The following is a 22,739-nucleotide window of genomic DNA, read 5'->3' on the forward strand; positions in this document are numbered from 1 at the left end:
TACGAACAAAAATTGTGCAACCCCTGCCTCGTGTAGCACAGGGAGGGTTACGGAAACGTTACATTATGCCGAGAGCGGCTCGTCGGCACTTGCGGACGGGTCATTCAGACGAGCCACGAGACCTGCCACGATCTCCTCCCGTGCCTCCCGCGTGAGCGGCTTCCCCGGCACTCCGGGACGCCGTTGCACAGGCGTCGGCCCGTCGAGAGGACGATACCGCACCCCTGTGTCGGCGAGGCGGCGGAGGTGTGCGGGCAGCCGTCGGGCGAAGCCCTCGAACGGAGGCGGATCACCACCGTCCCAGAGTCGCTCCGCGATCGCCGCGAGTCTCGGGAACATCGCGAAGTCGACGCGGTCCCTGGTCGGCAGATGCTCGGTCCAGACGTTGGCCTGGCCACCGGAGGCGCCATCCTCGATGCGCAGCGCGTATGCGCGTTCGATCGAAAGCGGCGGCCCGACCCGGATCGGCTCCTCGGCCGAATCGGACTGGGGGTAGTCGAGGTACACCTCGAGGTCGGGACACGCGATGACCGGGATGCCGCGCCGCAGCGCTGCGCGCATCGCGACCGGACCGCGCCAGGCGAGGATCTCGACGCCGTCGGGAACGTCACCCTCCAGCACTTCGTCCCACGCCAGCGCCGTGCGGCCACGAGCTCGCACGTGTGCGACGAAGTGCGACGTGAACCACGGTTGGACGTCGTGCGGTGTCGCAAGACCCAGCTCGCGCATCCGCTTCCCCGCGGCCGCGCTCTGCGCCCACTCGGTCACCGGCACCTCGTCACCGCCGATCCCGATCCACGACGAGTCGAACAGGTCGCACAGCGCGTCGATCGCGGCTCGTCCGAACGCGAGAGCATCCTCCGTCGGAGCGAGGGTCCGAGGATTCACGCCGAACCGCTCCCACGGCGCCGTCACCGCTTCGCCCACGTCGGTGTTGCCGAGCTCCGGGTAGGCGGCCAAGCCCGCCTGGATGTGCCCCGGCAGCTCGACCTCCGGCACGATCGTGACGAAGCGCTCGGCGGCGTACGCGACCAGCTCGCGCAACTCGGCATCCGTGTAATGCCCCTCGTGCACGCCGGGTTCGACGGTGGCGAGCGGGCCGTGCCCCCGCTGCGTCGACTCGCGGCGAGCGCCGATCTCGGTCAGCCTCGGGAATCCGGGCACCTCGAAGCGCCAGCCCTGATCATCGGTCAGATGCAGGTGCAGCACGGTGAGGTGGTGGTCGGCGAGCAGGTCCACCAGCCGGCGCAGGTCGTCGGCCGGGCGGAAGTGCCTGGCGACGTCGAGCATGACGCCGCGCCAGCGATGGGCCGGAGCGCCCTGCCACGTTCCTGCGGGGATGCGCGACTGCTCCGCACCGGGTTCGCGCAGCTGCCGCAGCACCGTGACGCCCCGGAAGACTCCCGCAGGGCTCGCGCCGCTGACCTCGATCCCTGACGCGGAGACCTCCACCCGGAAGGCCTCGTCGCCGATGCGTCCGCTCGCGAACGGCTCCCCTGCCAGGGACTCATCCACGCGGAGTGCGATCGCGGGACCCGATCTCTCGTTCTCCTGAGGATCGCTCAGGCGAGCAGCGGTCGCAGCGAGCGACACCGGCGCGACGACCGGAGTGCGCGCCGTCCAGCGGAACGGTGGTGCGGTCGCGTCGATCTCGAACGACGCGAGGGGAACGGTGGCGCGGTGCGCGGGCGGGATCATGCGCAGAGCACGACCCGGCGTCGATCCTGTGACCGAATCGTCCGTGACCACCGGCACTCCGTCGACGAGCACTTCGACTATCCCGAGTGGAGCGTCGTGCGGTGATTCGAAGGTCGCCCCGGCCGCGATGGTCTCCGGGTCGAACAGCACCAGATCGGCGGTCGCTCCTTCGCGGATGATCCCCCGCGGCGCATCGCCCCGGTCGAGGCCGAGACGCGAAGCCGGTGTGCCGGACAGGTGCCGGACCGCCTCTTCGAGGGTGAGTACTCCGAGCTCTCTCACGTAGTGCCCGAGGTAGCGGGGGAAGGTGCCCCGACCTCGGGGATGAGGCCGCGCGCCGATCAGGATCCCGTCGCTGCCGCCGCTGTGTCGGGGGTGCCGCATGATGGCACGGACGTTGTCCTCGTCGCCGATGTGCATCAGGATGCCCGTCGCCCCGGCATCCGCGAGAATCGTGTCGAGCACCACGTCCACGGCACGCCGTCCCGACGACGAGGCGATCTCGGAGACGGTGCGGCCCACCAGGTCCGCGAGGCCCGCATCGGCGGTTCCGGAGATCTGGATGGCGTCCCAGTCAGCACGCTCGCCGTGGAATCCGTCGCATCCGATCTCTTCCAGCTCGACGCGCACGTCCTCTCGCGCGGCGTCGTCGAGCGCGGCGATCGTGCCGAGCAGATCGCCGCTCTCCGCGAGCCTGCTCGGCAGCAGCGCCGCGAGGGTCGTGGCACCGGGGAGGTACGGATAGGTGTCGAGAGTGACGTCCACCCCGTCGTCGACGGCCGCGTCGACGAGGGCAAGCAGCTCGGCCGCGCGGCCGCGGTTCGGCGCGAAGTTCATCGTCGCGTGCGTGAGGTGGATGGGGCATCCGGTCCGTCGTCCGATGTCGAGCGCCTCGCGGTAGGCGTCGAGCGCCGCCCCGCCGTAGCTGCGAGTGTGAGGCGCCCAGTATCCGCCCCGCTCGGCGACGATCCGGCAGAGCGCCTCGAGTTCAGCGGTATCGGCGTACATCCCCGGCGTGTAGGTCAATCCGCTCGACATCCCGAACGCGCCGGCGTCCATCGCCGCGCCCAGGATGTCTGACATCTCGGTGATCTCGCCTGCGGTCGCCGCGCGGTTCTCGTGCCCGACGACCATCATCCGGAGGTTGCCCTGGGGAACCAGCACCGCGGCGTTGGCGACGGAGACGGTGTCGATCGCCGCGAGCAGGTCGTCCATCGAGCGCCACGGGACGTCGTCGGGAACGCCGTTCCAGCCTGCGATCTGCGCCGGGATGACGGCCGCGGTCGCGTCGTCGAGTGGTGCGTAGCCCAGGCCGTCCTGCCCGAGCACTTCGGTAGTCACCCCCTGGCGGATCTTCGCCTCGTGACTCGCGCCCCGGAGGACCGCCAGTTCACTGTGGGCGTGCATGTCGATGAACCCGGGTGCGAGCACCAGCCCCGTGGCGACGATCTCGACGGCATCGGCCGGGAGCTCGAGCGGGCGCTCGTCTCCCTGAGGAAGGACGGCGACGACGCGCGCGCCCTCGACCACGACGTCGGCGATGAAGCGGTCCGCCCCGGTGCCGTCCACCACTGTGGCGCCTCGGTAGATCCTCACCGGCTTCTCGCTGCTCAGAAGCATGTCGCCACCGCTCCGATGACACGCGGATCCGCCGCATCCGGGTCATCGATGACCGCGACGACCCGCCATTTGTCGAAGGCGGTGCACGGGTGCGAGAGCCCGAGTCGCACCACGTCGCCCTGCGAGGCCGATGCCCCGGGCGCGAGGCTCAGGAAGGCGTGCTGGTCGTTGAGCGCCGTGATCTCGCCCTCGACGCTCTGCGGCACCGGCAGGTCGAGATCGAACGGCACATCGCGGCGCCCGGCGTCGAGCAGGGCGAGCCCGTCCTCGGGCTGAGACACGACCCTCGACCAGGCATGCATGGCCGAGCGGAGCGGATCCGTCGACGTCAGCGCGCCGAACGGGGACATCCGCGAGTAGAAGCCGTCGTCGTGGATCTGGAACGCCCCCGACCGCAGCACGATGTCGGCGTCGTCGCGGTGAGGGGCCAGGATCGCGGCAGCGCGATCGGGGAACGAGCTTCCGCCGGCGCTGAGCACGGGGCGGATGCCGCTCGGGTAGGTGAGGCGCTCGTGCAGCTGCACGAGCGTCGACAGATACGCATCGACGGATGCGACTGACGCGTCACTACGATCCGGACCGAACGGCCCCTCGTAGCCCGTGACTCCGGCGAGTCGGAGGCCCGGTGAGGCGGTGATCGCCCGCGCGATGCGCTCCCCCTCCTCCAGGGTGCGCGCTCCCGTGCGGCCTCCGGCCCCGCCGAGCTCGACGAGGACGTCGAGGGGACGCGGTGCGTCAACGAGCGCGCCGGCGAGGATGCCGACGGTCACCTCTGAGTCCGCCCAGCAGAGGATGCGGAGGCCGTCGTCTTCGGCGAGCAGGTCGCCGAGGTGGCGCGCCGCCGCAGCATCGGTGACGGCATTCGCGATCAGGACGGTTCTGACCCCGGCGTCGACGGCAACCTCGGCCTGCCACGGCGTCGCGACCGAGATGCCCCACGCCCCCGCATCGAGCAGTCGTTGCCAGAGCGCCGGCGCCATGGTGGTCTTGCCGTGCGGGGCCAGCAGCACCCCCTGCGCCGCCGCCCAGCCGAACACGGTCGACTCGTTGTGGGCGAGCGCCGCCTCATGCACGGTCAGCACAGGGGTCACGAGGTCCGACAGGTGCAGATCCGCCCCCGGCACCTCCGAGAGACGCAGGCCCGAGGCGTGCGCGGGAAAACCTTTGGTCCAGGGGCCGAGAACAGGATCCGGGATTTGTAGAGGCATCTAACAAGGCTACTAGGCTGGTCACATGACTGCGAAGATCCGCGTTTCGACCGACGCCGCCCCCGCTCCCGCCCACACGTTCTCCCAGGGCATCCGCAAGGGTCCGATCGTGCAGGTCTCCGGCCAGGGGCCCGTCGACCCCCAGACCAACGAGTATCTCTTCCCCGGCGACGTCGCCGCGCAGACCACTCGCACCCTCGAGAACGTCAAGGCGATCGTCGAGGCCTCCGGCGCGACGTTCGACGACGTCGTGATGCTGCGCGTGTACCTCACCAAGCGGGAGGACTTCTCGATCATGAACGATGCGTACGGCGAGTTCGTCACGGCGCACACCACCAGCGGCGTGCCGCTGCCCTCGCGGACCACGGTCTTCACAGGTCTGCCCCGTGAAGAGATGCTGGTCGAGATCGACGGGCTCGCGGTCGTCTCGGACTGATCGACGGGGGGATTCACCCCCGAGCTGTGGACCGTTGCCTCCCCGTTACCTGCGATCGCGTAGCATATCGCTAAGGACACGCGAGAAACCGGGGGGTGATGTTCGTGACCGATCTGATCTCAGCGCAGGATGCGAAGACCGAGAAGCTGACCGAGGCGACCGCCTCCGGCGACCGGCCCACCGTTGTCGCGCCCACACACTCCGCCGGCGATACGCCCACCGACTCGGTGCCGCCGAACGGCGGCGACCCGGAACTCGCCTGGGCACCCATCGAACCCGCTCCCAAGAAGAAGCGCCTCGGCCTCTGGATCGGCCTCGGGGTCGGCGTCCTGGCTCTCGGCGCAGGCGCTGCGTCGATGATCCTCATCGCACCGGGCACGACCGTCGCCGGGATTCCCGTGGGCTGGCTCACGCCCGGCGCCGCGGCGGACACCATCCAGGCGCACGTCTCCCAGACCGAGATCACGCTGACCGGCGCAGGCGACGACGCCGTGCTCACCGGGGCGGACCTCGGCGCCACGATCGACGCGACAGCTCTCGCCGACCAGGCGTTCGCCGAGCGACCGCTCTGGAACGTGAGCATGTGGATGGGTGACCCCGTCCCCGCCGAGATCACCCTCGACCCGGCGAAGGCGGACTCCGCACTCCGTGAGGCTGTGCCGTCGAGCTTCGAAGACCCCCTGGACGCCGGCGTCGTGTTCGACGCGGCGACAGGTGCCTACGTCATCACGCCGTCCGCCACCGGCACCGCCGTCGACGTCGACGCACTCGCCGCCGCCATGGTGGACACCATCGCCGACGGCGGCAGCAGCCTCGAGTTCCCAGGCGATCCCGCCGAGGCCGCTCCGGCTGTCACCGATGAGGACGCCACGACCGTCGCGACGTCGCTGAACACCATGCTCGGCACGATCGGCTTCTACATCGGTGAAGAGCGCACCGTTCCGGTGGATGCCGCGACCGCCTCGACCTGGTTCTCGGTCGTCGACGAAGACGGCGAGCTCCGCATCGTCGCCGACGAGACGGCGATCCAGGCCACGATCGCCGGGCTCCCCGCCGCGGTCGACCGCGCGCCCGTCAACGCGACGAACATCGTCGACTCCTCGGGCAAGATCCTCCGCACCGAGTCCGAGGGCATCAACGGTCGCGCGATCGGCGATACGTCGAACCTCGCCTCCGAGGTCGCGTCGAAGCTGGAAGCCGGAGACGGCGTCATTCCGATCACGGTCTCCGAGACCCCTTTCGAGTCCGTCAACCTGGTTCGCAAGATCGATGTCGATCTGGGTTCGCAGACGGCGACTCTCATCGAGAACGGCGCCGTCGTGCGCTCCTGGAAGATCTCCTCGGGAAAGAGCGCGACGCCCACCGACACCGGAAACTTCAAGGTCTACGCGCACGTGCGGATGCAGACTATGAAGAGCCGTGAACCTGACGGCTCGATCACCGAGACGCCGAACGTCCCGTGGGTCACGTACTTCAACGGCGACGAGGGCTTCCACGGCACCTACTGGCACAATGCCTTCGGATCCCCTCGCAGCCACGGGTGCGTGAACATGCCGATCGACGTCGCCAAGTTCGTGTACGAGTGGTCGCCGGTCGGCCTCGAGGTCTCGGTCCACAACTGACCTCCGAGCTCCGCTGAGCGGGGCAGCCACGGGCGCGCATCGTCTCCGAGAGGACGCGAGAAAGGGCCGGATGCTCACGCATCCGGCCCTTTCTGCTGTCCCTCAGTTCAGGGCGTCGACGATGCCGTTCAGCGTCGCGGAGGGGCGCATGACGGCCGTGACGAGCGCGTCGTCGGGGCGGTAGTAGCCGCCGATCTCGACAGCCTTGCCCTGCACGGCGTTGAGCTCGGAGACGATCGTCTCCTCGTTCTCGGTGAGCGTGGCGGCGATCGGAGCGAACGCCGCTGCGAGCTCGGCGTCCTTCGTCTGCTTCGCCAGCTCCTGCGCCCAGTAGAGGCCGAGGTAGAAGTGGCTTCCGCGGTTGTCGATCGTGCCGAGTGCGCGGCCGGGTGAACGGTCCTCTTCGAGGAAGATCCCGGTCGCCGCATCCAGCGTCTCCGCGAGAACGCGCGCCTTCTCGTTGCCGGTGCGGTCGGCGAAGTGCTCGAGCGACGCGGCGAGAGCGAAGAACTCGCCCAGCGAGTCCCAGCGCAGGTAGTTCTCCTCGACGAGCTGCTGCACGTGCTTGGGAGCGGAGCCTCCGGCACCGGTCTCGAACAGGCCGCCGCCCGCGAGCAGCGGCACGATCGAGAGCATCTTGGCACTCGTGCCGACCTCGAGGATCGGGAACAGGTCGGTCAGGTAGTCGCGCAGCACGTTGCCCGTCACCGAGATGGTGTCGAGGCCGTGACGCATACGCGCGAGCGTGTAGCGAGTGGCCTCCTCGGGGGCGAGGATCGTGATCGTCAGGCCCTTGATGTCGAGCGTGGCGAGTCCCTGGTGCACCTTGGCGATGATCTGCGCGTCGTGCGAACGGTTGGCGTCGAGCCAGAACACGGCCGGGTCGCCGGTCGCACGAGCACGGGAGACGGCAAGCCTGACCCAGTCCATGACCGGGATGTGCTTGGTCTGGGTGGCTCGCCAGATGTCGCCGGCGCCGACCTCGTGCTCGATCAGCACGGTGCCCTCGCTGTCGAGGACCTGGACGGTGCCTGCCGCAGGGATCTCGAACGTCTTGTCGTGGCTGCCGTACTCCTCGGCCGCCTGCGCCATCAGCCCCACATTCGGGACCGTTCCGATGGTGGCGGGGTCGAGCGGGCCGTTCGCGATCACGTCGTCGATGACCGCCTGGTAGACGCTCGCGTACGAGGAGTCGGGGATGACTGCGAGCGTGTCCGCCTCGCCGCCGTCCTTGCCCCACAGCTTGCCGCCGTTGCGCACGAGCGCGGGCATCGAGGCGTCGACGATCACGTCGCTCGGGACGTGCAGGTTCGTGGTGCCCTTGTCGGAGTTCACGTACGACAGACGCGGCCCCTCGGCGATGGCCTTGTCGAACGCGGCCGCGATCTCGTCGCCGCCGGCGATGTCTCCGAGGCCCGCGAGGATCGAGCCGAGGCCGTCGTTGGCGTTCAGACCCGCAGCGGCGAGCTTGTCGCCGTACTGCGCGAACACGTCCTTGAAGAAGGCGCGAACGACGTGACCGAAGATGATCGGGTCACTGACCTTCATCATCGTGGCCTTGAGGTGCACCGAGTAGAGGACGTCGTCGTTCTTGGCCGTCTCCAACGTCTCGGCGAGGAAGGCGTCGAGGTGCTCGGCAGACAGGAACGTGGCGTCGATGATCTCGCGCGGCAGGACCTTGAGCCCCTCCTTGAGGACCGTCACGGTGCCGTCTGCGGCGGTGTGGCGGAAGCTCAGCACGTCGTCATGAGCGGCGACCCACGAGCGCTCGTTGTGCTTGAAGTCGTCGTGGCCGAGTGTGGCGACGCGCGTCTTCGAGCCCTCGGCGAAGGGCTTGTTGCGGTGCGGGTGCTTCTTGGCGTAGTTCTTCACCGCCAGAGGCGCACGGCGGTCGCTGTTGCCCTCGCGGAGCACCGGGTTGACCGCGGATCCCTTGATGCGGTCGTAACGTGCGCGGACGTCCTTCTCCTCGAGCGAGGACGGCTCGTCCGGGAAGTCCGGGATGTCGTATCCCTGCGACTGCAGCTCGGCGATCGCGCCCTTGAGCTGCGGGATCGAGGCCGAGATGTTCGGGAGCTTGATGATGTTCGCCTCGGGCAGCGTGGCGAGGCCACCGAGTTCGGCGAGCGAATCGCCGACCTGCTGCTCGGGCGTGAGCTTCTGCGGGAACGCCGCGAGGATGCGGCCGCCGAGCGAGATGTCGCGGGTCTCGACCTCGATGCCCGCCTGACCCGTGTAGGCCTTGATGATCGGCAGGAAGGAGGCGGTGGCGAGAGCCGGAGCCTCGTCCGTGTAGGTGTAGATGATGGCGTCGTCGGTCACCAGGAGGTTCTCCGTTCGCGAGGGCATATTTGTCTCGATACCAAGATACCTGAGGCGCTCCCGACGCATGTCCGCCGACCGGTCGGGGCGCGCATCGACTTCCGACGTCGCACACTCGCCCACCCCTGACGAAAGTCGACGTTTCCGCACAGGTGACCACCGAAGGGGTTAGCCTGTGACTATGTCCGAACTGCGCATGGTCGAACTCTCCGCTGCGACGATCGTCGCCGTGAACAACCTGTCGCTCAAACCCGGACAGGAGCAGTTCCTCGCTCCGGTGTCCTACGGCATCGCTGCGACCGTCATCAATCCGCAGACCTCCTGGCAGCGGGTCGTCCTGGACGGCGATCACGTCGTCGGGTTCGTCAGCGCCAACTTCGATGCCGAGGCTCCAGAGGAGCACTTCCGCTCGGTCCTGTGGCGCATCAACGTCGATGCCGAGGGCCAGGGCAAGGGTGTCGGACGCTTCGCGGTCGAGAGCCTTCTCGAAGAGGCGCGTGCGCGCGACTTCGATCACGTCAACGTCATCTATGAAGCCGGAGAAGACGGCCCGGAGGCGTTCTTCCTCCGCGTCGGGTTCACTCCGGTCGGCGAGACCGAGTACTCGGAAGTCATCGCGCAGATCCGCATCACTTCATAGACCGGCGGCGGGGTTTCGAATCCCCTCCCCCATCGAGGCCCCGTCGCCCTGTCCGGTCTCTTCGTGGGAACGCTCCCGCGAGTGCGTGAACTAATTTGTTGCGAGTGACCACAAAAGGCTTGCGCTCGACTCCCCCGCGTGCCTATCATCGCTCCAGAGGCGCAAGCGAAGCGCTTCGACGATCACACACGAGCGACGATGGAGTCCTGATGACGACGATCCACCAGGTGGCCGAGGCCGCCGGCGTATCGATCAGCACGGTCTCCTACGCGCTGAGCGGCAAGCGCCCCGTATCAGAGAAGACCCGACGCCGCATCGAAGACGCCGTGCAGACACTGGGCTACGAGCCGGATGCGGGAGCACGGATGCTCGCCGGACGCCGCACGAGCATCTTCGGCCTGACCGAGCCGCTGCGCGCCGACACGCACGCACCGACGCACATGGCCTTCGTCCTCGCGACCGCCGTCGCCGCTCGGCGCCGCGGGTACGACATCCTCCTGCTCACGGACGAGCAGGCGTCGGAGGGCATGAATCGCGTGGCCGCGAGCAACCTCGTCGACGCCATCCTCGTGCTCGACGTCGCCCCGGATGACGAGCGGGCCGACATCGCCCGCTCGCTGCGCTCTCCCACGGTCTTCATCGGAATCCCTGACGAGGCAGCCGGTCTCACGTGCGTCGACCTCGACTTCGAGGCCGCAGGTCACCTCGCCGTGGATCGGCTCGCGGATGCGGGCCACACCGCAGTCACGATGCTCGGGCAGACCGAGGTCTCCTACCGCAAGTCGAACTTCCCCCGTCGACTGCTGCGCGGAGTGCAGAGCCGCACGAGGGAGCGGGGCCTCACTCTCGAGTGGGCGACGACCGGAGTGACGACCACGGACGCCTCCGCCGTCCGCGCCGCCGTCGAGAAGGCTCTCGACCGAGGTGACCGCGCGTTCATCGTGCATGCCGTCGGCGACGTGCACGAAGCTCTCCTCGAGACCCTCTCCGCGCGGGGACTGCGCGTCGGCGAGGACGTCTCGGTGATCTCTGCCGCAGCATCCTTCGACACCTCCGCTCTCCCCGTCCCGATCGACACGATCCCCCTCGTGCCGCAGCAGTCGTGCGAGCTCGCCGTGGATCTCGCCGTGCGGCACCTGGAGGAGCCGGGCATGCGCGCTCAGATCCACCTCATCCCTCCCGAGTACCACTCCGCCGGTTCCGTGGCTCGCGCACGCGAGTGACCACGGGCGGAACAGACTTCCGCATCGCCGTCATCGAAACGCTTCGACGATGGCTTCCTCACAACTGAAAACCCGACCCACCGATGTGTCCGGCCTCAGGGCCACCGAGAAAGGAGTGCCGACGATGGCACGCAATATCCGCAGGACGAAGACGTTGGCGGCTCTCGCCGCTCTCACCGTGACCGGCATCGCGCTGAGCGGCTGCACCGCAGGATCATCCGACGATGGCGGCGACGGGCAGACTCTGAAGCTCTGGCACTACGAGGGCGCCGACAGCGCCATGGGCAAGGCCTGGGCCGAAGCGATCACCATCTTCGAAGAGGAGACCGGCGCGACCGTCGAGTTCGAGGAGAAGTCGTTCGAGCAGATCCAGAAGACCGCCAGCCAGGTGCTCGACACCGACGCCGCACCCGACCTCATGGAGTTCAACAAGGGCAATGCGACAGCCGGCTTCCTCGCCTCCACCGGGCTGATCTCCGACATCTCGGATGCGGTCGAGGAGTACGGCTGGGACGAGAAGCTCGCACCGTCGCTGCAGACCACCGCGAAGTACTCGGAAGACGGCGTCATGGGCGGCGACACGTGGTTCGGCATCCCGAACTACGGCGAGTTCGTCGGCGTCTACTACAACCAGGATGCCTTCGCGGCGGCGGGACTCGAGATCCCCACCACCTACGAGGAGTTCGTCGACGTTCTCGACGCGTTCGTGGCGCAGGGCGTCACGCCGCTCGCCGAGGCCGGCGCCGAGTACCCGCTCGGTCAGCTCTGGTACCAGCTCGCGCTGCTCGAGGGCGACCGCAGCTTCGTGGATTCGTACCAGCTCTATGACGGAGAGGTCGATTGGCAGGGCCCCGAGGTCACCTCGGCGACCGAGACTCTTCAGGAGTACATGGACAAGGGGTACATCGCCTCGGATGTGTCCTCCGTCAAGGCCGAGGACGCCGGCGTCTCGTTCATCAACGGCACCTCGCCGATCTTCGTGTCGGGTTCCTGGTGGTTCGGCCGCTTCGTCTCGGAGGCCACCGGCTTCGACTGGACCATGACGGCCTTCCCTGGCGCAGACCTGTCGCTCGGGTCGTCCGGCAACCTCTGGGTCGTCCCCGAGAACGCCGCGAACAAGGATCTCGCGTACAAGTTCATCGACATCACGATGCGCCCCGAGATCCAGGCGATCATCGGCAACAACGGCGGTCTGCCCGTCGCCGCGGAGACCGCGGACATCACCGATGAGAAGAGCGCGGCCCTGATCGAGACGTTCAACGGCGTCCTCGACGCCGACGGGCTCTCGTTCTACCCGGACTGGCCCGCCCCCGGCTTCTACGACGTGATCGTGCAGCAGCTGCAGGGTCTGATCACCGGTTCGCAGGACGCTGAGACCACCAACAAGAACCTCGGCGAGCAGTACGACGAGGGCACCTCGGAATTCCGTTGATCCACTCGCGGGGGCGGCGGCCGCACGGCTCCGCCCCCGCATCCTCCTGGAGATGAAGATGTCACTCATCACACGCCGCGAGGGCCGCACGAAGCTGCCGCCCGAAGAGCCGTCGATCCCGCAGCGCAGTGGCGGGACCGGGGCCTACTGGATGTACCTGCTTCCTGGCTTCGTTCTTCTGCTCGTCGTCGTCATCGTGCCACTGATCTGGAACGTGTACCTGACCTTCACCAAATGGAAGGGCGTGCGCACGCCGGAGTTCATCGGGCTCGAGAACTGGCAGAAGATCCTCACCGACAGCGACTTCTGGACGTCGTTCACGAACTCGGTGTGGATGATCCTCGCGATGGTCGTCGTCCCGACCATCGTGGGCCTGATCGTCGCCGCTCTCCTCTTCGACGTCGTCGGACGCAAGTTCGGCGGCAAGGTCGGCAGCTTCCTCCGTGCCACGTACTACCTCCCGCAGATCCTCCCCATCGCGGTCGCCGGCATCGTGATCGGCTGGATCGTGCGGCCCGGCGGCGACGGAGCGCTCAACCAGATCCTCGCGTGGTTCGGCCTGCCCGCCTACGACTGGCTCGGCCAGATGCCTTCAGCGCTCATCGTGCTGATGGTCGTCATGGTGTGGGTGCAGCTCGGCTACCCCGTGGTCGTCTTCATGGCGGCGCTCCAGCGGGTGGACCCCGAGCTCTACGAGGCCGCCGAGCTCGACGGTGCGAACTGGTTCCAGCGGTTCTCGTCGATCACGATGAGCATCATCCGCCCCGAGATCTTCGTCGTCACGCTGACCTGCACGATCGCCGCACTGAAGGTCTTCGGTCCGGTCTACATCATCACGCGCGGTGGCCCCGCAGGGGCGACGCTCGTCCCGGCGTACTACGCGTACCAGGAGTTCTTCACCAAGCGGAACGTGGGCTACGGCGCGACCATCGCGACCGTGCTCACGATCGTCGTGGTGATCGTGTCGATCATCTTCATCCGCGTCCAGAACTCCCTCGAGCGCAAGGAAAGGGCGGGTCTGTGATGCACGCGACCACCGCCATCGTCACCGGCAAGCCGCAGAAGGTCCGCCCACGCGGCGGCATGACCAAGAAGCGCCCGATCGATTGGCTGCTGCTCGCGCTCGTCGTGATCGGCGCACTCCTCGTGATCGCTCCGTTCTACCTCGTGCTGGTGAACTCCTTCAAGTCGCCCGTCGACTATGCGACGTCCGGCCCTCTGGCGTTCCCCGAGACGCTCGACTTCGGCGGCATCGTCAAGTTCTGGGAACGCGTGAACTTCCCCGAGAAGGTCTGGAACTCACTCTTCATCGCGGGTGTCGTCTCGGTTCTCGCCGTCGTCATCTCGATGCTGAACGCCTTCGCGATCGGGATCGGCCGAGTCCGCGGGCGCAGCTGGATCGTGCTGCTGTTCCTGCTTGCGAACCTGCTGCCGCAGGAGGCGCTGCTCTACCCCCTGTACTACATGTTCAAGTCCGTCGGACTGTACGACAACGTGTGGTCGGTCATCATCGTCTTCACCGTCATCCAGGCGGCGTTCGGCACCTACCTGCTGTCGTCGGTCTACGGCACGTTCCCGAAGGAGATCCTCGAGGCCGCTTCGCTCGATGGGGCGACCCGCTGGCAGATCCTCTGGCGCGTGGTCTTCCCGATCAGCCGCCCGACGCTGTCGGTGCTGCTCATCTTCTTCTTCATCTGGACGTGGAACGAGTTCCTGATCCCCCTGACTTTTCTCGCCTCGAACGCGAACCAGACGGTCCCGGTCGCGATCAGCGTGCTGCAGGGCGACCGATTGATGGACGTCACCACCACGAGCGCCTCGGCGCTCCTCGGCATCATTCCCACGCTCATCTTCTTCCTCATCTTCCAGCGCACCCTCACACGCGGCATCACGGCAGGAGCAGTCAAGTAATGAAGTTCACCGACGGGTTCTGGCAACTGCGACCAGGCGTCACCGCGCTGTACGCGCAGGAGGCCTACGACATCGCCGAGACCAGCGACACCCCCGACGGGCCCGGCATCGTCATCACGGCTCCGACCATGGCCATCGCCAAACGCGGCGACACGCTGAACCGCCCGGTGCTGACGACCACGCTCTCCTCCCCCGCCGAAGGCATCATCCGCGTGCGGGTCGCCCATCATGAGGGCGGCCGCTGGCACGGAGGCTTCGATCTTCCCGGTTCTGGTTCTGGGGCACCGACCGTGTCGATCGCAGAATCCGGCGGCGTCCTCGACGCCGGATCTCTCGTCGCACGGATCGCCCCCGGGGCACCCTGGGATCTCGCCTTCGAGGTCGACGGGCGACGCGTCACCGGAAGCGGCCACAAGGCACAGGGGTACATCCGGCTCGCGTCCGATGCCCAGGTGGATGCAGGGATCCTCGACAACGCACGACAGGGCGGCACCGCACCGACCCGGTCGACGTTCGTGCACGAGCAGCTCGACCTCGGAGTCGGCGAGCTCGTATACGGCCTCGGCGAGCGCTTCGGACCTCTGGTGAAGAACGGGCAGTCCGTCGACATCTGGAACGCCGACGGCGGGACCTCCAGCGAGCAGGCGTACAAGAGCATCCCGTTCCATCTGTCGAACCGCGGCTACGGCGTCCTCGTCAACGACCCCGGTCATGTCTCTTACGAGATCGGGTCGGAGTCCGTCGAGCGCGTGCAGTTCTCGGTCGCGGGCGAGGTTCTCGAGTACTTCGTGATCGCCGGACCCACACCCAAGGACGTGCTCGGACGCTACACGGCGCTCACCGGACGCCCGCCGGTCGTGCCCGCCTGGTCCTACGGCCTGTGGCTCTCGACGAGCTTCACGACCGACTACGACGAGCAGACCGTGAACTCGTTCATCGACGAGATGGCCGCGCGTGAGCTGCCGGTGTCGGTGTTCCACTTCGACTGCTTCTGGATGCGCGAGTTCCAATGGTGCGACTTCGAATGGGACCCGCGGGTGTTCCCCGACGCGGAGGGCATGCTGTCTCGGCTGCACGAGAAGGATCTGCGGGTGTGCGTGTGGATAAATCCGTACATCGCCCAGCGCTCGCCCCTGTTCCGTGAGGCGGCCGACCAGGGATTCCTCGTCCTGCGACCCGACGGCACCATCTGGCAATGGGACCTCTGGCAGGCGGGCATGGGACTCGTCGACTTCACGAACCCGGATGCCACCGCGTGGTACCAGGGGCACCTGCGCCGGCTGCTCGACCAGGGCGTCGACTGCTTCAAGACCGACTTCGGCGAGCGCATCCCCACGGACGTCGTCTGGGCCGACGGCTCGGATCCGGAGCGGATGCACAACCTGTACACCGACCTGTACAACCGCGCGGTGCACGACGTGCTGACCGACGCACGCGGAGCGGACGACGCCGTGCTCTTCGCCCGCTCGGCGACGGCCGGCGGTCAGAGCATGCCGGTGCACTGGGGTGGCGACTCCACCTCGACGTACACCTCGATGGCCGAGACGCTGCGAGGCGGCCTCTCGCTCGCATTGAGCGGCTTCGCGTTCTGGAGTCACGACATCGGCGGATTCGAGGGAACACCGGATGCCGGCGTGTTCAAGCGCTGGACGGCCTTCGGCCTGCTCGGCTCGCACTCGCGGTTCCACGGGTCGAGCTCGTACCGAGTCCCCTGGGCTTTCGATGAGGAGGCCGTCGACGTCACTCGCCGGTTCACGCACCTCAAGATGCAGCTGATGCCGTACCTCTATCAGCAGGGCATCCATGCCTCGCGCACGGGCATCCCGCTGATGCGCCCGATGCAGCTGGAATTCCCCCACGACCCCGCAGTCGGATACCTCGATCGGCAGTACATGCTCGGGTCGAGCCTGCTCGTCGCACCGGTCTTCAGCGAGAGTGGGGAGGTCGAGTTCTACCTGCCGGAAGGCGAATGGACGTCGCTCCTCACCGGCGAGACCGTGACGGGCGGCGGATGGCGTCGTGAGACCCACGGCTTCGACTCCTTGCCGCTGTATGTGCGCCCCGGCACCGTTCTCCCGTGGGGTGCGCGCGCCGATAAACCCGACTACGACTATCACGACGGACTGCGGCTCCGCGTCTTCCGCGGCGGCGAGGGCAGGGCAACCGTGACCGTCACCGGTCCGGACGGCGAGTCGAGGACGTATTCGGCCGATCTGTCGGAGGTGACGGGATGACACTCCCCCACGCCGACGACTACCGCGGCACCGGCCTCGTGCTCCCTGAGGGATTCCTCCTGGGCTCGGCGACCGCGTCGTATCAGATCGAGGGAGCAGCAGGTGAGGACGGCCGGACGCCGTCGATCTGGGACACCTTCAGCCGCACGCCCGGAAAGGTGTGGAACGGCGACACCGGCGATGTGGCGTGCGACCACTACCACCGCGTCGATGACGATCTCGATCTCATGGCGGACCTGGGCCTCGAGGCCTACCGTTTCTCCATCGCCTGGCCGCGGATCGTGCCGGCGGCCGATGGGGTGGTGAACCAGGCGGGGATCGACTTCTACTCACGCCTCGTCGACGGGCTGCTCGAACGCGGGATCCGCCCGGTGGCCACCCTGTACCACTGGGATCTTCCGCAGTACCTCGAGGATGCCGGCGGGTGGACCTCCCGCGCCACCACCGACGCCTTCGAGCGGTACGCCGAGGCCATGGGGGCGGCGCTCGGCGACCGTGTGCAGACCTGGACGACGCTCAATGAGCCGTGGTGCTCGGCCTACCTGGGTTATGGGCAGGGGGGCCACGCGCCGGGGCGCCACGAACCGGCATCCGCTCTCTCCGCGGTCCATCACCTCAACCTCGCTCACGGGCGCGCTCTGCAGGCGCTCCGTGCCACGTCGACGGGCGATCCCGACTACTCGGTGACGCTCAACTTCCACGTGCTCCGGGGTCGCGGCGACGGGTCCGACGAGGCCGTGAGGCGCATCGACGCCCTGGCGAATCGGGCGTTCACGCACCCCATGCTCCGCGGCGAGTATCCGGCAGACCTTCTCGACGACACGGCATCCGTCACCGACTGGTCTTTCGTCCGCGACGGCGACCTCGCCGCGATCCATCAGCCGATCGACGTGCTGGGCGTGAACTACTACTCCACCGCGACCGTGCGACTGTGGGACGGGGTCTCGGAGAAGCAGCAGAACGACGGCCACAAGGGCGCGGCAGGGGGAACGGCCTGGCCGGGAAGCGATCAGCTCGTGGAGTTCGTCGAGCAGCCTGGGCCGTACACGGCGATGGGCTGGAACATCGCCCCCGAGGGGCTTGAGGAGCTGCTCGTCTCGCTGTCGGACCAGTTCCCCGCGCAGCCGCTGATGGTCACCGAGAACGGCGCCGCCTTCGAGGACGAGGTCGCCGACGACGGCTCGGTTCACGATCCCGAGCGCACCGACTACCTGCGGCGGCACTTCACCGCGGCGCACCGTGCGCTCGAACGCGGTGTGGACCTGCGCGGCTACTTCGTCTGGTCGCTGCTCGACAATTTCGAGTGGGGATACGGCTACGCCAAGCGCTTCGGCATCGTGCGCGTCGACTTCGACTCGCTGGAGCGCACCGTGAAGGACTCGGGGCACTGGTATCGCGAGCTCATCGCCTCACGCACGATCGGGGCCTGACGCCCGTCACGAGCAGGGCTGACCGCCGTCTTCTCTTCGGAGGCGGCGGTCAGTGCTTGTCGGGGCGCTTGCGGGCGTTCCAGGCGGCGAGTGCGGATGCCGCGGCGCCCGCCGCACGGTCGATGGCGTCGGCGGATCGGCTGATCATGTCCTGCGCGGCATCCTGCCAGGCCGACGACGGTTGCGGCGCCTCGCCCGCCTGGACTCTCGCCGAATGCTCCGCTGCTTCGAAAGCGCGCTCGAGATCGGCCACCGCATCGCGATACGCCGCGTAGTCCGTGGCGCTGACACGACCGGAGGCTGCCCTTCGGGCCTCGACCGCGTTCCGTGCAGCGCGGAGATACTCGGCCGTGGCCGGCTGTTTGACATCGGTCATGGCCGGGTAGGCGATCTGAAGCCCGGCGTCGGTCTCGTACTGCATCCAACGCACGACGATCGCGTCGTGCTGCGCCTGCAGCCGTTCGAGGGGGCGCGGTGCGGATGCCGAGGGGATCGCCGCACGCGCGGCGCTGAGCCGCACCTGCTTGGCACGGACGTCGGCGCTCGCGGCCTTCGCGTCGTGCTCTTTGGCGCGGAGCAACCTCTTGGCCCCGGCGACCTGTTCGGGGGTCGCGCGGCGCGCACTGCGTTCGGCGGAGATGCGAGCGACGTCGGCTCTGGCCAGCTTCACGGCCATCCGCCGGTCGACCACCGCCTGCTGCGCGGCCTTGAGATCGTGGCGGGCTGCGTCGTACTCGAGTCGGCGCCCGCTCTTCGTGCTGCGGCGACGCAACCCGACCGCGCCGGCGACGGCCCCACCCGCGGCGATGGGCGCGATCCACCACAACTCGACGGCGAGCAGCAGCGGGTCCATACTCCGATGCTACCCAGACCGACGCGTCAGCGCTCCGGCGGCCCGACAGGACGACCGCCGACGGGACGACAGCCGAGACGACGACCGAAGCCACGACCGGAGATCGGTCGTGGCCTCGGTGTCAGGCGCAGGGCTCGGGGCCAGGCTCGGTCAGACCAGCGTCTGCTGCCAGGCGGCGTGCAGCTGGGCGAACTTGCCCGTTCCGCTGATCAGCGTCTCGGGGGTGTCGTCCTCGATGATCTCCCCGTGTTCCATGACCAGCACCCGATCGGCGATCGCAACCGTCGACAGGCGGTGCGCGATGATGATCGCCGTACGGTCCTTCAGCAGTGTCTGCAGAGCATCCTGAATGAGGCGCTCCGACGGGATGTCGAGCGATGCCGTGGCCTCGTCGAGGATCAGCACCGCCGGGTCGGCGAGGAACGCGCGGGCGAACGAGATCAGCTGACGCTGCCCCGCCGAGACGCGACCACCGCGCTTGTTCACGTCGGTGCCGTAGCCGTCGGGCAGCGACGAGATGAACTCGTCGGCGCCCACCGCGCGCGCCGCCGCCCTGATCTCGTCGAGCGAGGCGTCGGGCTTGCCGAGGGCGATGTTGTCGGCGACCGTGCCGCTGAACAGGTACGCCTCCTGCGTCACCATGACGATGGCGCGTCGGAGATCCTTCGGATGCAGGTTGCGCAGGTCGACTCCGTCGAGCGTCACCTTTCCGATCGACGGATCGTAGAACCGCGAGATGAGCTTCGCCAGAGTCGACTTGCCCGCCCCCGTCGTGCCCACGAGGGCGATCGTCTGCCCCGCGGGGATGTCGAGCGAGAAGTTCGGCAGGATCGTCTTCTCGCCGTTGTATCCGAACGTCACCTCGTCGAACTCGATGTGCCCGCGAGACTCCCAGAGATCGACCGGCTTCTCGGGGTCCGGAACCGTCGGCACCTCCTCGAGCACACCCGACACCTTCTCCAAGGCCGCGTTGGCCGACTGGTAGGAGTTCAGGAACATCGCGATCTCCTGCATCGGCGCGAAGAAGTTGCGCACGTACAGCACCGCCGACAGCAGCACACCGACCGTGAGCGCCCCCTCCGAGACACGGATGCCGCCCCACAGCACGACGATGCCGAGCACGAGAGCGGCGACGCCCATCAGGCCGGGCTCGAACGTGCCGAAAAGCAGCATCGAGCGACGGTTGACGTCGCGGTAGTCTCCCGCGATCTTCTGGAACGCGACGTCGTTGCGCGGCTCCTTGCGGAAGGCCTTCACCGCGCGGATGCCGGTCATGGTCTCGACGAACTGCACGATGACCTTCGCGCTGATCACGCGTGACTCGCGGTAGACGAGCTGCGAACGCGAGTAGAACCAGCGCATCAGGAAGAACAGCGGCACGCCGCCGATCGCGAGGATGAGTCCGGACTGCCAATCCCACACGCACAGGGCGATGAAGGTGAAGAGTCCGAACAGCACGCCGGAGACGAGCTCGTTGAGACCGCCGTCGAGGAGCTCCCTGATCGAGTCGAGGTCGCTCGTCTGTCGCGAGATGATGCGCCCGGAGGTGTACGACTCGTGGAACTCCAGGCTCAGCCGCTGGGTGTGCAGGAAGATCCTCTTGCGCAGGTCCAGCAGCACGGCCTGCGTGAGCTTGGCCGCGATGATCACGTACCAGGCGATCATCGCCGCGGCGACGGCACCTGCGAGCAGGTAGACGCCGCCGATCATGAAGGTCGGCATCCAGTCGGCGCGCTCGAGCACTGCGGGCAGCGCACGGTCGAGGCCGATGCTGATCAGGATCGGCCCCGCCACCTGCAGCGCGGTGGAGATCACCAGCACGACAGCGGCGAGCGCGATCCTCGGCTTCAGCGGCTGGACGAGCGAGCCCAGCAGGTGCAGGGACCGGCGACGGATCGCCCTGCTCTCCTCCTTGGTGTAGCGGGAGCGGTCTTCGTCCTGTGTTCCCGTGATGGCGGAGCTCATCGCTGCACCTCCTTCTCGGTGATGATGTCTTCGTCGGCGGATTCCTCGCGGATTCCGTCGCGGACTGCGGCGGCGACCTCGTCGATCGCGTCGTCCTCCTCGCGGATGATCGGGATCGCGCCGGTACGCGCGGCCTCCTCCGCCTCGAGGCTCGAGATGACGTGCCGATAGTGGCGGCTCGTCTGGAGCAGCTCGGTGTGGGTGCCGACCGCGGTGACACGGCCCGCTTCGAGCAGCGCCACGCGGTCGGCGAGAGCCACCGTCGACGGGCGGTGTGCCACGATCAGGGCCGTGGTGTCGGCCAGCACGTGACGCAGCGCCTCTTCGACGAGAGCTTCGGTGTCGACATCGAGTGCAGACAGCGGGTCGTCGAGGACGAGCACCTTGGGGTTGGCCGCGACGGCGCGAGCGAGCGCCAGACGCTGACGCTGACCGCCGGAGAGACTGAGCCCCTCTTCGCCGATGATCGTCTCGACGCCGTCGGGGAGCGAGTCCACGAACGCTGCCTGGGCGACGTCGAGCGCCTCGCGCAGCACGCGCTCGGCCTCATCGCTGTGCACGTCGAGGTCGGCCCGTCCGAGCAGCACATTCTCGCGCACGGTCGCCGAGAACAGCGTCGCGTCCTCGAAGGCCATGGCGATGTGCTGACGCAGCTCGGCGAGCGGCAGGTCGCGCACGTCGAAGCCGTCGAGCGTGACACGGCCGCCGGTGACGTCGTACAGACGCGTGGGCAGGGTGGTCAGCGTGGTCTTGCCGCTGCCGGTGAGGCCGACGAGCGCCATGGTCTCGCCGGGGCGCAGCACCAGGTCGATGCCGTCGAGCAGGTCGCGCTCGTGCGCTCCCGCATCCTGGTAGCGGAAGTGCGCTCCCTCGAACGCGAGCTCGCCACGCGGCTCCGTGATGTGCACGGGGTTCTCGGGGTCGGTGATCGAGTTCGTCTCCGAGTAGATGTCGAACACGCGGTCGGTCGCCGTGCGCGCGTCCAGCATGAACGAGAACAGGAATCCGATCGATTCGATCGGCCACCGCAGCACGACGGCCATCGCGAAGAACGCGAACAGCTGCGCCTGGTCGATCTCGCCCTGTGAGATCAGCCAGATGCCCGACATCAGACTCAGACCGAAGGCGATCTGCGGCATGAGGTCGAGCCAGAACCAGATCGACGCGATCGCGCCGGCCTTGCTCATCTCGGTCTCTCGCAGCGTCTCGGCCTGGCGGCTGAAGCGGCTGAGCGCGTGCTTGCCGCGACCGAACGCCTTGAGCACGCGGATGCCGTGCACGCTCTCCTCGACGCTGGTCGCGAGGTCGCCGGCCTGGTCCTGGCTGCGACGCGTGAGTGCGCCGTAGCGCTTCTCGAACAGGTAGCCGCGGATCCACAGCGGGATCGCGGTCACGATGAAGATGACACCCAGCAGCCAGTGCCAGCGGAACAGCAGCACCGAGCCGATCACGATCGTGAGGATGTTGACCACCAGCAGCACGAGGCCGAAAGCGAGCCATCGGCGGATGAGACCGATGTCCTGCATCATGCGACTCAGCAGCTGACCAGACTGCCAGCGGTCGTGGAACGAGACCGGAAGAGTCTGCAGGCGCGAGTACAGCTCGGTGCGCATCTTGTACTCGACCTGCGTCGCAGGGTTGAGCACGAACTGCCGACGCAGCCACACCATCAGAGCCTCACCGAGGGCGAGGCCGAAGACGGCGAGGGCTCCCCAGGCGATGCCCTCGAGCGCACCCGCCTGAACGGGTCCGCGGATGATCTGCTCGAGCACGATCGGGATCATCAGGGCGATGATCGCCGCGACGAGCGCGCTGGCGGCACCGCCGGCAAGGCGCCAGATGACCGGCTTGACGAAGGGCTTCAGGCGCCACAATGCGGCGGGAGTGGAGAGCGTGGAAGACGGTGAGGCGTTCTGCGATGAAGGCGAGGAAGACATGTCTCTCAGACGAGTTTCGTATGGGGAAGCGGTTGCTGAAGGGGGCGGACGCGCGAACGGACTCTCGGAGTCCGGCATCCGGTGCAGTCGTGCGTGCGGAAAGGCTCTAGCGGAGCGGGCGCACCGGGGTCGAGCCGAGAGCGGCGATCTGCGCAGCGGCGATCGATGTCATGGTGTCCTCCTCAGGGGCTCGGCTATGTCGTCCGGT

General features: G+C 67.8%; 15 protein-coding genes. 9 read left to right on the forward strand and 6 right to left on the reverse strand.

Annotated features, from left to right (window positions below; all coding sequences use genetic code 11):
* Window positions 1–63 precede the first annotated feature (63 nt).
* The gene (locus tag OD997_RS15745; protein WP_434332529.1) at window positions 64–3,318 is read right to left on the reverse strand and encodes a family 20 glycosylhydrolase; all 3,255 of its coding nucleotides are present in this window, start codon (window positions 3,316–3,318) and stop codon (window positions 64–66) included.
* On the reverse strand, window positions 3,309–4,526 hold the full coding sequence (locus OD997_RS15750) for an alanine racemase (protein ID WP_434332530.1): 1,218 nt from the start codon (window positions 4,524–4,526) through the stop codon (window positions 3,309–3,311). Before OD997_RS15750 ends, OD997_RS15745 begins: the two co-directional genes overlap by 10 nt.
* A 25-nt stretch (window positions 4,527–4,551) precedes the next feature.
* On the opposite strand from OD997_RS15750, the gene OD997_RS15755 reads away from it, so the two are divergent.
* Both OD997_RS15755 and OD997_RS15760 read left to right on the forward strand, forming a co-directional pair.
* Window positions 4,552–4,962: a RidA family protein gene (locus OD997_RS15755; RefSeq protein WP_431074007.1), complete on the forward strand. Its 411-nt coding sequence runs from the start codon at window positions 4,552–4,554 to the stop codon at window positions 4,960–4,962.
* A 98-nt stretch (window positions 4,963–5,060) separates the two neighbouring features.
* Window positions 5,061–6,584 (forward strand): L,D-transpeptidase family protein, encoded by a 1,524-nt coding sequence (locus OD997_RS15760; protein ID WP_434332942.1) that lies wholly within the window; start codon window positions 5,061–5,063, stop codon window positions 6,582–6,584.
* Window positions 6,585–6,686: 102 nt separating this feature from the next.
* Here OD997_RS15760 and OD997_RS15765 read toward each other — a convergent pair whose 3' ends face one another.
* Window positions 6,687–8,906 carry an NADP-dependent isocitrate dehydrogenase gene (locus OD997_RS15765; protein ID WP_434332943.1) on the reverse strand — a complete coding sequence of 740 codons (2,220 nt, stop codon included), beginning with the start codon at window positions 8,904–8,906 and terminating at the stop codon, window positions 6,687–6,689.
* Window positions 8,907–9,087: 181 nt separating this feature from the next.
* Here OD997_RS15765 and OD997_RS15770 point away from each other — a divergent pair, with 181 nt between their 5' ends.
* The 7 genes from OD997_RS15770 to OD997_RS15800 all read left to right on the forward strand — a co-directional run bounded on the left by OD997_RS15770 (window position 9,088) and on the right by OD997_RS15800 (window position 17,776).
* Window positions 9,088–9,546, forward strand: coding sequence for a GNAT family N-acetyltransferase (locus OD997_RS15770; protein WP_056309050.1), 459 nt, complete (start codon window positions 9,088–9,090; stop codon window positions 9,544–9,546).
* A 209-nt stretch (window positions 9,547–9,755) separates the two neighbouring features.
* A complete protein-coding gene (locus tag OD997_RS15775; RefSeq protein WP_434332531.1) occupies window positions 9,756–10,769 on the forward strand; it encodes a LacI family DNA-binding transcriptional regulator in 1,014 nt (337 codons plus the stop codon).
* 124 nt (window positions 10,770–10,893) lie between these two features.
* Window positions 10,894–12,201: an ABC transporter substrate-binding protein gene (locus OD997_RS15780; protein WP_434332532.1), complete on the forward strand. Its 1,308-nt coding sequence runs from the start codon at window positions 10,894–10,896 to the stop codon at window positions 12,199–12,201.
* A gap of 58 nt (window positions 12,202–12,259) precedes the next feature.
* On the forward strand, window positions 12,260–13,225 hold the full coding sequence (locus OD997_RS15785) for a carbohydrate ABC transporter permease (protein WP_434332533.1): 966 nt from the start codon (window positions 12,260–12,262) through the stop codon (window positions 13,223–13,225).
* A complete protein-coding gene (locus OD997_RS15790) occupies window positions 13,225–14,112 on the forward strand; it encodes a carbohydrate ABC transporter permease (RefSeq protein WP_434332534.1) in 888 nt (295 codons plus the stop codon). The genes OD997_RS15785 and OD997_RS15790 overlap by 1 nt, the downstream gene beginning before the upstream one ends.
* Entirely contained in the window at window positions 14,112–16,346 is a 2,235-nt protein-coding gene (gene yicI / locus OD997_RS15795; protein WP_434332535.1) for an alpha-xylosidase, read from the forward strand. The genes OD997_RS15790 and yicI overlap by 1 nt, the downstream gene beginning before the upstream one ends.
* On the forward strand, window positions 16,343–17,776 hold the full coding sequence (locus tag OD997_RS15800) for a GH1 family beta-glucosidase (RefSeq protein ID WP_434332536.1): 1,434 nt from the start codon (window positions 16,343–16,345) through the stop codon (window positions 17,774–17,776). Before yicI ends, OD997_RS15800 begins: the two co-directional genes overlap by 4 nt.
* A gap of 49 nt (window positions 17,777–17,825) precedes the next feature.
* On the opposite strand, the gene OD997_RS15805 is transcribed toward OD997_RS15800, so the two are convergent.
* The 3 genes from OD997_RS15805 to OD997_RS15815 all read right to left on the reverse strand — a co-directional run bounded on the left by OD997_RS15805 (window position 17,826) and on the right by OD997_RS15815 (window position 22,531).
* Entirely contained in the window at window positions 17,826–18,629 is an 804-nt protein-coding gene (locus OD997_RS15805; protein ID WP_434332537.1) for a hypothetical protein, read from the reverse strand.
* 150 nt (window positions 18,630–18,779) lie between these two features.
* Complete coding sequence (locus OD997_RS15810) at window positions 18,780–20,594, reverse strand: ABC transporter ATP-binding protein (protein ID WP_434332538.1); 1,815 nt, start codon at window positions 20,592–20,594, stop codon at window positions 18,780–18,782.
* Window positions 20,591–22,531: an ABC transporter ATP-binding protein gene (locus tag OD997_RS15815; RefSeq protein WP_434332539.1), complete on the reverse strand. Its 1,941-nt coding sequence runs from the start codon at window positions 22,529–22,531 to the stop codon at window positions 20,591–20,593. The genes OD997_RS15810 and OD997_RS15815 overlap by 4 nt, the downstream gene beginning before the upstream one ends.
* Between the last annotated feature and the right edge of the window lie 208 nt (window positions 22,532–22,739).

Source organism: Microbacterium sp. CGR1 (genome assembly GCF_051062835.1).
In the GTDB taxonomy this organism is placed as follows: Bacteria; Actinomycetota; Actinomycetes; order Actinomycetales; family Microbacteriaceae; genus Microbacterium.